The organism is Ornithinibacter sp., from assembly GCF_035443565.1.
Lineage (GTDB): Bacteria > Actinomycetota > Actinomycetes > Actinomycetales > Dermatophilaceae > Fodinibacter.
This window is the reverse complement of record NZ_DAORSO010000062.1, coordinates 1-11,139: the sequence shown is the minus strand read 5'-3', so window position 1 is coordinate 11,139 and position 11,139 is coordinate 1. Positions and strand designations below refer to the sequence as shown.

Annotated in this window: 10 protein-coding genes; 5 read left to right on the top strand and 5 right to left on the bottom strand. The window is 70.7% G+C overall.

Features of this window, described 5'->3' with window-relative positions:
• Positions 1 to 63: 63 nt before the first annotated feature.
• Positions 64 to 1,419 (top strand): serine hydrolase domain-containing protein, encoded by a 1,356-nt coding sequence (locus PLL68_RS08390; protein WP_324533321.1) that lies wholly within the window; start codon positions 64 to 66, stop codon positions 1,417 to 1,419.
• Positions 1,420 to 1,514: 95 nt separating this feature from the next.
• Here PLL68_RS08390 and PLL68_RS08385 read toward each other — a convergent pair whose 3' ends face one another.
• Positions 1,515 to 2,426, bottom strand: coding sequence for a hypothetical protein (locus tag PLL68_RS08385; RefSeq protein ID WP_324533320.1), 912 nt, complete (start codon positions 2,424 to 2,426; stop codon positions 1,515 to 1,517).
• Between the two features lie 54 nt (positions 2,427 to 2,480).
• Positions 2,481 to 4,190 carry an alpha/beta hydrolase gene (locus PLL68_RS08380; protein ID WP_324533319.1) on the bottom strand — a complete coding sequence of 570 codons (1,710 nt, stop codon included), beginning with the start codon at positions 4,188 to 4,190 and terminating at the stop codon, positions 2,481 to 2,483.
• A 106-nt stretch (positions 4,191 to 4,296) separates the two neighbouring features.
• Between PLL68_RS08380 and PLL68_RS08375 the strand changes: the two genes are divergently transcribed.
• On the top strand, positions 4,297 to 4,605 hold the full coding sequence (locus PLL68_RS08375) for a GNAT family N-acetyltransferase (protein ID WP_324533318.1): 309 nt from the start codon (positions 4,297 to 4,299) through the stop codon (positions 4,603 to 4,605).
• A gap of 26 nt (positions 4,606 to 4,631) precedes the next feature.
• Here PLL68_RS08375 and PLL68_RS08370 read toward each other — a convergent pair whose 3' ends face one another.
• Entirely contained in the window at positions 4,632 to 5,261 is a 630-nt protein-coding gene (locus tag PLL68_RS08370; RefSeq protein ID WP_324533317.1) for a peroxiredoxin, read from the bottom strand.
• A gap of 190 nt (positions 5,262 to 5,451) precedes the next feature.
• Here PLL68_RS08370 and PLL68_RS08365 point away from each other — a divergent pair, with 190 nt between their 5' ends.
• Positions 5,452 to 7,584, top strand: a complete 2,133-nt coding sequence (locus PLL68_RS08365) for a zinc metalloprotease (protein WP_324533316.1) — start codon at positions 5,452 to 5,454, stop codon at positions 7,582 to 7,584.
• 129 nt (positions 7,585 to 7,713) lie between these two features.
• Here the strand turns inward: PLL68_RS08365 and PLL68_RS08360 are convergent, their stop codons facing one another.
• Together PLL68_RS08360 and PLL68_RS08355 are read right to left on the bottom strand one after the other, a co-directional pair.
• Positions 7,714 to 8,076, bottom strand: coding sequence for a type II toxin-antitoxin system death-on-curing family toxin (locus tag PLL68_RS08360; RefSeq protein WP_324533315.1), 363 nt, complete (start codon positions 8,074 to 8,076; stop codon positions 7,714 to 7,716).
• Entirely contained in the window at positions 8,073 to 8,276 is a 204-nt protein-coding gene (locus PLL68_RS08355; RefSeq protein ID WP_324533314.1) for a CopG family transcriptional regulator, read from the bottom strand. Before PLL68_RS08355 ends, PLL68_RS08360 begins: the two co-directional genes overlap by 4 nt.
• A gap of 50 nt (positions 8,277 to 8,326) precedes the next feature.
• On the opposite strand from PLL68_RS08355, the gene PLL68_RS08350 reads away from it, so the two are divergent.
• Positions 8,327 to 9,979 (top strand): ABC-F family ATP-binding cassette domain-containing protein, encoded by a 1,653-nt coding sequence (locus PLL68_RS08350; RefSeq protein ID WP_324533313.1) that lies wholly within the window; start codon positions 8,327 to 8,329, stop codon positions 9,977 to 9,979.
• A gap of 88 nt (positions 9,980 to 10,067) precedes the next feature.
• Positions 10,068 to 11,135, top strand: a complete 1,068-nt coding sequence (locus PLL68_RS08345; RefSeq protein ID WP_324533312.1) for an SPFH domain-containing protein — start codon at positions 10,068 to 10,070, stop codon at positions 11,133 to 11,135.
• Positions 11,136 to 11,139 lie beyond the last annotated feature (4 nt).

Here is an 11,139-nt window from a genome sequence, read left to right as displayed (position 1 = left end):
ATCTGCACGGAGCAGGCCCGGGCGGCGTGTGCCCGGGTGCCGTCACGCGGTAGCGTCCGGCCCATGCGCCTGGCCCTCCGCATCGTCGCGGCTCTCCTCGTCCTCGTCATCGCCGCTGCCGTGGGCGGGTACTTCTACGCCCGCCCCCTGCTCGAGACGGGAACGGGGTACGCGGCGCACAACTCCTGCGCCGTGACGCTCGTCGCCGGCCGTGACGACCCCGAGACCGACCTGCCCGACAACCCCCTGGTGCCCTTCCTCACCGGGTACGTCAACGAGGCCGGCCGCTCGAGCACGTCGCAGATCCTGTTCACGCTGTCCACGCAGAAGGCCTGGTACACCCGGGGCTTCGGCTGCACGGTGGGTGCCGACCGGCCCGAGGACCTCGGGGAGGCCACGAAGGTCGTCCACGACACCAACCCCCTCTCCACGGCGGAGTCCCCGGAACCGAACCCTGACGTCGATGCCGCCATCGCTCGCGCCTTCGGCGACGGCCTCGGCACCGTCCGGGCGGCCGAGCTCGGCACCCGCGGCATCGTCGTGCTCAAGGGTGGGCAGCTCATCGGAGAGCGGTACGCCGAAGGATTCACCCGTGAGACCCCCCAGCTCGGCTGGTCGATGACCAAGAGCGTCGCGAACCTGCTCGTCGGGAGGATGGTGCACCAGGAACGGATCGCGATCACCGACGACTCGTTGCGGCCCGAGTGGACCGACGAGCGCAAGGGGATCACCGTCGACCAGCTGATGCGCGGCACGAGCGGACTGTCGTGGGACGAGACGTACTCGCTCGGCACCCCGATCACCCAGATGCTCTACTCCGAGCCCGACATGGCCGGGTTCGCCGCGAGCCAGCCGCTGGCCCACCAGCCCGGCACGTACCAGCAGTACAGCAGCGGCGGCACGAACATCCTGTGCGCAGTGCTCACCGACCTGGCCGACGCCCCGGACGCCGACCTGCCACGCCAGCAGCTGTTCGCCCCGCTGGGGCTCACGTCGGCCACGCTGGAGGTCGACATGACCGGCACCCCCGTGTGCAGTTCGTACCTGTGGGCGACGCCGCGTGACTGGGCCACCATCGGGCAGTTCGCCCTCCAGGACGGCGTGTGGGCTGGCGAGCGGCTGCTGCCCGAGGGCTGGATGAAGGCCTCCACCACGGTGACCGAGGTGCGCCAGAGCGAGGAGCAGGGCTACGCCGCCGGGTGGTGGGCCAACAAGAAGGCCGACGGGTCGCTCGTCGACCCCCAGCTGCCCGAGGACACCTACTGGGCGAGCGGCCACGACGGCCAGAGGGTGTACGTCGTGCCCTCGGCCGAGCTCGTCGTCGTGCGGCTCGGGTTCACCCCCGAGCTCGAGGCCGACCAGCTGCGCACCGACGAGCTCGTCGCCGAGCTCGTCGCCATCAAGCCCGCCGAGGGCTGACCCCAGCTTTCCCTCCCCATGAGGCAAACCCGAGGTTCGCAAGGGTTGTCATCCCCCGCGAACCTCGGGTTTGCCAGGTGAAGTCCGCGGACCGCTCAGAGGGAGGCGGTGACGGTCACCGTCGTGGCCTCGGCCACGTCACCGAACAGCGGGACACACGAGACGTCCACGACGGCATCCGGCTCACCGGCCGGGGCAGTGCAGACCGTCTCGACCGACTCACCGCCAGCGGCGGGGAAGCGCATCGTGAACAGCACGGGGAACCCGTTGGCGTCGCCCAGGGTGGCCTTCATGCCGGTGATGTTGACGATGGGGATGCCGGCACCCTGCGGCACCAGCGTCCACCCGCCGCCGATCGTGGCGCGCGGCAGCTCGAAGCCGTCGCCGACGTCGAGCTCGATGTTCTGCTCGATGTCGGTCGGCAGACCGCTCGGGAGGTCGGTCGGCAGGCCACTTGGGAGGTCCGTCGGGAGCTCGGTCGGGAACCCGCTCGGCAGGCTGGTGGGGAAGCCGGACGGGAAGGTCTCGTTGACAGTGTCGACCACGCGGGAGGCGAAGAACGCGAAGACGGCGATGACGATGGCGATGAGGCCGAGGATGACGACGGCGGCGATGAGGCAGCCCTTGGCCAGACCGCTGTTGCCGCTCTTGACCGGCGGGGGGTAACCGGCAGCACCCGGTGCGCCGTACCCGGTCTGGGGCTGGCCCGGCGCGTACCCCTGCTGCGGGTACCCGGCCGGCGCCTGACCGGCGGTCGGGTACGCACCCGGTGTCCCGGCATCCTGACTCGGAAGCGCCTGCGTACCGGCCACGTCGAAGGCCTGGGTGTGGCCGCTGTCCGAGACGGTGTCAGCGACGGTGTCCGACGAGCTCGCCCACGACGGCGCGGGTGGGGGCGCGGTCGGGTCGCTCGGGGCCGGCGAGCGGAACTGGTCGGTCCACTGGGTGCCGTCCCAGAAGCGTTCCCGGCCGTCCGGCTGAAGGTGCCAACCCGCTGGTGCCGACATGGTGGTTCTCCTGGCTCGTGCGGGTGGTCAGCCCACCTTAGCCGCGCTCACCCGTCAGTCGCTCGGGAGCGCGGTCGACAGCCGTTCGCGCATGCCCGGTCCCCAGCCGGGGGGTTGGGTCAGCGCGGCCCACGAGTCGAGGTTGTCCTGCGACGAGTACATGTGACCGAACCCGGCAGGCACCGCCGTGCCCGCCGGCATGTCGAGCAGCACCTGCCACATCGTGACGAACGGGAACCACTCCATCGTCGGGGCGACGTCCGGCCCGCGCTGGCCCTCCTTGAGCCAGTCGGGTTCGCGGAACGCGAGGTTCGGCGAGTAGAAGACCGTGGGGTCGGATGCGTACTGGAGGTACACGAGCCGCGTGGGGCCCCACCGAGCCCCGCCGCGCTCCAGCCCGCCCTCGGAGTTCGCGAACCGCACCGTGCGGCCGTCCTCGTAGATCGGCAGGGATGCCGGGGAGCCGGGATCGCGCTCGGCCTGGAGGCGTGCGTGCAGCGGGTTCACGAACGGCGGGCCTGACATGAGGGCGCCGTTCACGGGCGCGTTGACGATGCTGATCGACGACAGCACGCTCTCGACGCCGCGCGACCCGAGCGAGAGGCCGTACAGGTAGAGGTCGGGGCGGTCGTTGGACGGCAGCGTGGACCAGTACTGGTGCACGGTCTCGAAGACGACCCGCGACGTGCTCGCGACCGCATCCTGGTCGGCGAGCATCGAGATCCAGCTCGGCAGGTAGGAGTACTGCACCCCGGCGATGGCGGTGTCGCCGTTCCACAGGTACTCGAGGGGGTCGGTCCCGCGGTGGTCGAGGTAGCCCATCCCGGTGGTCGTGGCGACGACGAGGACCTCGCGGTCGAAGGCCCCGGTGCGCTTGAGCTCCTCGAGCACGAGGTCCGCTCGCCCTTGGACCGTGTCGGCACTCTGGAGGCCGGCGAACACCCGGATGGGCTCCTTCGCGCCGGGACCGTTGAGGGCTTCGAGCTCGGCGACGTCGGGGCCGCCGCGCACGAAGAAGCGGCCGTACTGGCCGAGGTCCTCCCAGGGCGACAGCGACTCCGGCGAGCCGGAGCGCTCGGGCGCCGTGGGGCGGTTGGAGCTGTTGGTGCCGGTGGTGTCCTGCGGGGCGAAGAAGGCGTTGGCCCCGGCGAAGAAGCCGTTGACGATGACCCCGGTCCACAGCCCCCAGAGCAGGAAGAGCACTGCCGCCACGCCGAGCGTGATGGACAGCCGGCGCGACAGTCGGCGCCCGAGCCACGAGGCCACCGTGCGGGCCAGCACGATCAGGCTGCGGGCGAGCAGGACGAACAGGGTGAACACCAGGAGCGTCACGACGATGACGACGGGCCAGATCGTGGGTGACGTCGACTCCATCCCCATGATCCTGCGGATGTCGTTCTGCCAGCCGACGAACTTCCAGGCGCTCAGCAGCACGAGGACCATGCCGACGCCGATGACCAGGCCCAACGCGATCGAGCGGGCTCGGCCCTTGAGGCCGGGGATCTGCAGGTAGCGCCAGAGGGCGTGGGCCGCCGCCCCCAGCCCGTACCCCACGGCAACGGTGACTCCCGAGGCGACACCCTGCAGCCACGGGGCGCGCGGGAGCAGCGACGGCACGAGCGATGCCGCGAACGCCCACGGCACCACCATGAGCCCGACTCCGGAGAGCACCCGCTCGAAGACGCGGTCGGCGTCCCCGATGGCCGGCAGCAACGGGCTGCGGCCCACGCGACGGGCGGCCTTCTCGACGATCGCGGGGTTCACCGTGCCAGCGTAGGGCCGAGGTGCCGTGAAGGCCCCGGTGGGCGCCGAAGTGCGCCACAGTGGTGCACCTCGACACGTGTCGTCGTCAACGAACGGAGGTGCTCGCGTGGCTGACCTGGCCGAGCAGGTGGTGGTGTCCCGCAACGAGGACGAGAGCCGGTGGGAGGCACACGTCGGCGGCGTCCTCGCCGGTTTCGCGGCCTACCAGGTGGTCGACGACGACGTCGTGTTCACCCACACCGAGGTCGACCCGGCGTTCGAGGGCCGCGGCGTCGGAGGGGCGCTCGCCAGGGGGGCCCTCGACGAGGTCGCACAGGACGACTCCCTGAGGGTCGTGCCGCGGTGCCCGTTCATCAAGGCGTGGATCGCCCGGCATCCCGACTACGCGGCCCTGGTCCGCCCGACCCCTCCCTGAGGGCGCCGGGCGGACCAGGTCTGGCGTCAGGCCGGGGCGTCGGCGAAGCGCAGGTAGGGCTTGACCTCGTCGACGTTGGCGAAGCGCTCGCGCGCGTCGTCGGTGGCGATGGCCGGCGCCACGATGACCCGGTCCCCCGGCACCCACTCGGCCGGGGTGGAGATCGGCGAACGGTCGGTGGCCTGCAGGGCGTCGAGCGCGCGCAGGATCTCGGTGAAGTTGCGGCCCACCGACTTCGGGTAGGTGATCGTCAGGCGCACCGTGTTGCTCGGGTCGATGAGGAAGACCGAGCGCACGGTCGAGGTGTCACCCTCGCCCGGGTGGATCATGTCGTAGGCCTGCGAGACGGAGCGGTCCTCGTCGGCGATGATCGGGAAGTCGACGTCGACCCCGGCGACCTCGGCGATGTCCGGGACCCAGCGCAGGTGGTCCTCGACGGAGTCGACCGACACCGCGATCGCCTTGGCGTTGCGTGCGGCGAACTCACCGGACAGGGCGGCGGTGCGGCCGAGCTCGGTGGTGCAGACCGGGGTGAAGTCGGCCGGGTGGCTGAACAGCACGGCCCAGGCGCCCTCCTTCCAGTCGTGGAAGGACAGCACCCCCTGCGTCGTGTCGGCGGTGAAGTCAGGGGCGATGTCGCCGAGACGGATGCTCATTGGATAACTCCTCGTTTGCAGAACGGTTATCTCATGTTATTCATGATCGACGGATGCCGTCCCACGGCGACCGCATCGTGGGCACCCACGGTGCCCCCCGGCATCCTCGCCCGCTGGGTATCAGGCTGGGCGGCGCGGCGCTCCTCTTGGGTGAACAGCCACGCATGACCACCCACCCCAGGAGCACGCCATGTCCTTCGCCGATCCCATCCGTCGCAACCCGCGCATCCCCCTCGACCCCCGCTTCCCCGCAGTGCCCACCGACCTCGACCCGCAGGACCCGGGCAAGGGTCGGCGCCGAAACCGCTGCGGGACGATGGAGGAGCACCGCCAGCTCGTGCGCCTCGACCCCGAGTACCGCTGGCGCCGCGAGCAGATCGAGAAGGACGTCCAGCAGTGGATCGCCGCCTTCGGTGAGGAGGGGTCGCGGACCGGGATCATCCGCATCCCCGTCGTCGTGCACGTCATCTGGCACACCGCCGCCGAGAACATCAGCGACGCCCAGATCCACTCGCAGATCGACGTGCTCAACGCCGACTTCCGGCGGCTGAACGCGGATGCCGGGAGCGTCCCCTCGGCGTTCGCCGGGGTCGCCGCCGACGCCCGGATCGAGTTCGCCCTGGCCGTGCGCGGACCGGGGTGCGCGGTCACCACCGGCATCACCCGCACCGAGACCTCGGTCACCGGGTGGACCCGCAACCAGACCGGGATGCTGTCCGCCGCCGGTGGGGGCCACGACCCCTGGGACGTCACCAGGTACCTCAACGTCTGGGTGTGCAACTACACCGACGGGCTCCTCGGCAAGGGCAGCTTCCCCGGCATGCCGAACCAGGGCGTGCGCTGCCACTACCGGGCCTTCGGCTCGACGGGCACCCTCAGCGCGCCCTACGACCTCGGCCGCACGATGGTCCACGAGGTGGGTCACTACCTGAACCTCAACCACATCTGGGGCGACGACGGCAGCCTGTGCACCGGCACCGACAACGTCGCGGACACCCCGAACCAGGCCGACGAGCACTACGGCACCCCGGCATTCCCGCAGGTGTCCTGCAGCAACGGCCCGGACGGCGACATGTTCATGAACTACATGGACTACACCGACGACGCCGGCATGTTCATGTTCACCGCGGGGCAGAGCGAGCGCATGGACGCAACCCTGCACACGGCCCGAACCGGGCTGCTCGCCTCCGACGGGCTGGTGCCGAGCAGCGGCGCCGTCAACGACCTGTGGGCCAAGGACACCTCCGACGACGACGGCGCCGAGCCCAACCCGTCGGGCCAGCCGATGTGGGTCAGCGACGACATCTGGGTGCGCAACGACAACAACGGCATCGCGAACCAGGACCACCAGAACCCGGAGCACGGGTCGGGCACCACGTCGGTCTACGTGCGGGTGCGCAACCGCGGGTGCTCCGGCACGTCGTCGGGCACGGTCCGGCTGTACTGGGCCAAGGCCTCGACCGGTCTCGCCTGGCCGGCGCCGTGGGACGGCAGCGTCACGTCACCGGCGCTCATGGGCGGGGAGATCGGCTCCGCCGCGGTGTCGGTGTCCGCGGGCGACGACGAGATCCTCGCGTTCCCGTGGTCCCCGCCGGACCCGGCCGACTACGCCTCGTTCGGTGCCGACCGCGGGCACTTCTGCCTGCTGGCCCGCATCGAGACCGGCCCTGCCCCGGACTTCGGGATGACCTCACCCGAGACGGGCAACCTCTACGCGAACGTGCAGCAGAACAACAACATCGTCTGGAAGAACATCACCGTCGTCGACGAGGACACCGACGGGCGCGTCAGCGCCGCGATCGTCGCCAACTACGGGCGCGAGGCCACGAAGGTGCACGTGGTGTTCCGGGCCCCGCGGCGCGAGCGGTCGATGCTCGACTGGGGCGAGGTCTGGCTCGAGCCGACCAACGAGCTGCGCGAGCTGTGGAAGGCCAGCGGCGGTGAGTCCCAGGGGTTGGAGGAGATCGGCGACGGTCGCTTCCGCATCGCCGGGCGCAAGGCCTCACTCGGCCCGATCGCCCTCGAGCCCGGCCAGCTGGGTGCCCTCGGGCTGCGTTTCGTCCCGACGCACAGGGAGCGCCTGGGCGCCGGGATCGTCGCGCTCGACGTGTGGCAGCTGCAGGCCGACCGGGGCGAGCCCGTCGGTGGGCAGCGCTTCGTCGTCAAGCTGCGGGCTGACCGGCGCGGCCTCGTGCTCGACCAGCCCAAGGTGCGCCACGACGGCATCGGCTGGATCCGCCCACGGTCCGCGAACCGCCTGGGCAGCCTGATGGGTCGCGTCCTCGGAGGCGGCGGCCGCATCCGCGGCACCACCCGCACCTGACCCCCCCATCCCCGACTTCGTGCGACTTCGGTGCGGCATTCGTCCCGATCCGGGCCCGGATCCGCACTCAAGTCGCACGAAGTCGGGGAGGTGTGGCGGCAGCTCGGTCACGAAGTCGAGGTGTGGCAATCAGTGCCACGACCGGAGCGCCGCCGCCAACTCCTCAACAGTGGACTCACTTCGGGCGAGCGCCATGACCAGTTCGTAGGCGTCGTCGTCAGGGGCGTCGAGGTCGACGTCGTTGATTCCGTAGAACACGACCGTGGCAAGCCACCCGAGTCGCTTGTTGCCATCGACCAGGGCATGGTTTCGCACGATGGAATCAAGCAGGACGGCCGCCTTGGTGTCGAGATCCGGATAAGCCTGCTGCCCGTACAACTCGGTTCGTGGGCGGTGGGCCGCCGCATCCAAGAGTCCGAGATCCCGAACCGGGCCCACGTCGAGGTCGCGCGTCAGGGCGATCAGATCCTCCAAGGACAGGTAGACCGTCACCGCCCGAGGCGATCCAAGACATCGGCGTAGCGCTCGCGCGCCTGCGCCGAGAGTTCGCTGACCTTGGCCTCGTGCAAGCCGCGCGCTGCGGCATCGCGGATCGCGCGCACCGTCGCCTCCTGCTTGCTGATCCCTTGAGCGGCGGCCAAGGCGGCAAGAGCGCGCTCGTCCTCATCCGTCAGTCGCAACGTCATGGCCATGACTGCATGATACCAAAGTGGTATCAGCCCTTGCAGCCTACGATCGCGGGGTGAGTGCCGACCTCGTCGTGAAGAACCTCGCAGGGGGCCACGCACACCGAACCCTGTTCGAGGGTCTGGACTTCACCGTCGCCCCCGGTGACGTCGTCGGGGTCGTCGGCGCCAACGGAGCGGGCAAGACCACCCTGCTGCGCATCCTCGCCGGCGACCTGGCCCCGCTCGAGGGGTCTGTGTCGACTGCTCCGACCGACGCCTTCGTCGGATGGTTGCCTCAAGAACATGAGCGGATGCCGGGGGAGACCGTGGGTGAATACGTCGCCCGCCGCACGGGCGCGGCCGACGCCACGGCATCCATGGAGGCTGCCGCCGCAGCCCTCGGCGCCGACGAGGTGACCCGCGCGAGCGAGGACGCCTTCGCCAAGGCGCTCGACCACTGGCAGGCCAGCGGCGCCGCCGACCTCGACGAGCGCCTCCCCCCGGTCCTGGCCGATCTCGGGCTGACCGTCGGGGCCGACGCCCTGATGACCTCGCTCTCCGGGGGCCAGGCGGCGCGGGCCGCCCTCGCCGCCCTCCTGCTCAGCCGGTTCGACGTCGTGCTGCTCGACGAGCCGACCAACGACCTCGACCTCGCCGGGCTCGAGCGGCTCGAGCACTTCGTCCGGGGTCTGCGGTCGGGAGTCGTGCTCGTGTCGCACGACCGCGAGTTCCTGTCACGGGTGGTCACGCGCGTGGTCGAGCTCGACCTCGCGCAGCACCAGGTCGCGGTGTACGACGGCGGGTACGACGCGTTCCTCGCCGAGCGGGCCGTCGCCCGGCGGCACGCGCGTGAGGCCTACGAGGAGTTCGCCGACAAGAAGGCCGACCTCGTGGCCCGCGCCCGCACCCAGCGTGAGTGGAGCTCGCAGGGAGTGCGCAACGCCATCAAGAAGGCGCCCGACAACGACAAGATCCGGCGCCGCGCGGCCGTGGAGTCATCGGAGAAGCAGGCGCAGAAGGTGCGCCAGATGGAGTCGCGGATCGCCCGGCTCGACGAGGTCGACGAGCCCCGCAAGGAGTGGGCACTGCAGTTCACCATCGGCAGCGCGCCCCGGTCGAGCTCGGTCGTCGCGACCCTGTCCGACGCGTCGGTGACGCTCGGCACGTTCACGTTCGGCCCGGCATCCGTGCAGGTCAGCGCCGGCGACCGGATCGGCGTCACGGGCCCGAACGGCGCCGGCAAGACCACCCTGCTGCGCCTGCTCCTCGGCCATCTCACGCCGGATGCCGGCCGCGCGAGCCTGGGTGCGTCGGTGGCGGTCGGGGAGATCGACCAGTCCAGGACGGGCCTGGCCGAGGACCGACCGCTGGGCGATGCCTTCGAGGCGGCCATGCCGCAGATGACCCCGGCCGACGTGCGCACGCTGCTGGCGAAGTTCGGGCTCAAGGCCGACCAGGTGAGCAGCCTCGTCGGCTCGCTCTCCCCCGGCGAACGCACCCGGGCTGCGATGGCACTGCTGCAGGCTCGCGGGGTGAACCTGCTCGTGCTCGACGAGCCGACCAACCACCTCGACCTGCCCGCGATCGAACAGCTGGAGCAGGCGCTCGACAGCTATGACGGGTCGCTGCTCCTGGTCTCCCACGACCGGCGGATGCTCGACACCGTGCGCCTGGACCAGCGCTGGCACGTCGAGGACGGCCAGGTCACGGTCAGACAGACCGGCTGAGCCGCGCCCGGGCGTGGCCGGCACCTGAGTCGCAGCGCCGTCGTCGTCCTCGCGCGACCCGGTGCGCGCCTGTGTAGGGTCCGAAAGCGTGGGAACCCTCGTGATGATCGTGCTGCTCCTTGCCCTGACGGGCGCATCCCTGGCGACCTGGTTCGCCACCCGACCAGAGGCGGGTGCGAACGAAACGGGTTCGGGTGCAGCGGCATCCGACGAGGGCGCCGACGAGCAAGCGGACGGCGAGGACCCGGCATCCGAGGGCGACGAGGGTGCCGACGACGAGCGGCGGTCCCGATCGCGTGGCCGACCGAGCGTGGACGTGGACGGGCGCCGTGTCCTGCACCGCTTGGCCGGGTTCGCCGCGGTGGGGTTCGCCGTGGTGACCGTGGCCTACACGGCCGCGATGTCGTTCACCGTCGTCCCCGTGCAGCAGGTCGGCATCCCCGTCACGTTCGGGACCCCCGGCAGCCCGATGAACAACGGCATCCACCCCAAGTTGCCCTGGACGACCGTCACCCTCATGGACGGCACGGTCCAGATCGACGACAACCTCGGGGACCGGCGCACCGAGATCCGGCTGGGGAACCAGTCGATCGCGTACGTGCAGAACAACGTGCGCTGGCGGATCCGGCCCGAGGCGGCCGACCGACTGTTCCGGGACCACCAGACCTTCGAGCGGATCGGCACCGCGCTCGAGGAGCCCGAGCTCGCTGCCGCCCTCAACGCCGCGCTGCAGGACTACAACCCGCTGGGCACCGTCACCGGCTCGGAGAAGACCCGCGACGAGATCGCGACCGAGGTGCGTGCCCGCCTGAACGACAAGCTGGGTGACCGGCTGCTCATCGAGTCGGTGACCATCCCGGTCATCAACTTCGACCAGGAGACCCAGGACCGGATCAACCGGTACCAGACCGAGATCGGCAACACCCGCATCGCCGAGCAGCGCAAGCTGACCGCGACGGCCGAGGCCGCGGCGAACTCGATCCTCGCGAAGTCGGTCTCCGACCAGCCCAACGTCCTGGTGTCGCGCTGCCTCGACACGCTCAACGAGATGGTCAGCCGGGGCCAGGCGATTCCGGTCGGCTTCTCGTGCTGGCCGGGCGGATCGAACGCCGGCGGCGTGATCGTCGACAACACCACCGGGACTACCGCCAAGTAACCGG

Excerpts from the sequence above, each read along its gene's own strand:
- PLL68_RS08390 (WP_324533321.1), top strand. The coding sequence starts at position 64 with ATGCGCCTGGCCCTCCGCATCGTCGCGGCTCTCCTCGTCCTCGTCATC.
- PLL68_RS08385 (WP_324533320.1), bottom strand. The coding sequence starts at position 2,426 with ATGTCGGCACCAGCGGGTTGGCACCTTCAGCCGGACGGCCGGGAACGC.
- PLL68_RS08355 (WP_324533314.1), bottom strand. The coding sequence starts at position 8,276 with ATGGCCATGACGTTGCGACTGACGGATGAGGACGAGCGCGCTCTTGCC.
- PLL68_RS08365 (WP_324533316.1), top strand. The coding sequence starts at position 5,452 with ATGTCCTTCGCCGATCCCATCCGTCGCAACCCGCGCATCCCCCTCGAC.
- PLL68_RS08370 (WP_324533317.1), bottom strand. The coding sequence starts at position 5,261 with ATGAGCATCCGTCTCGGCGACATCGCCCCTGACTTCACCGCCGACACG.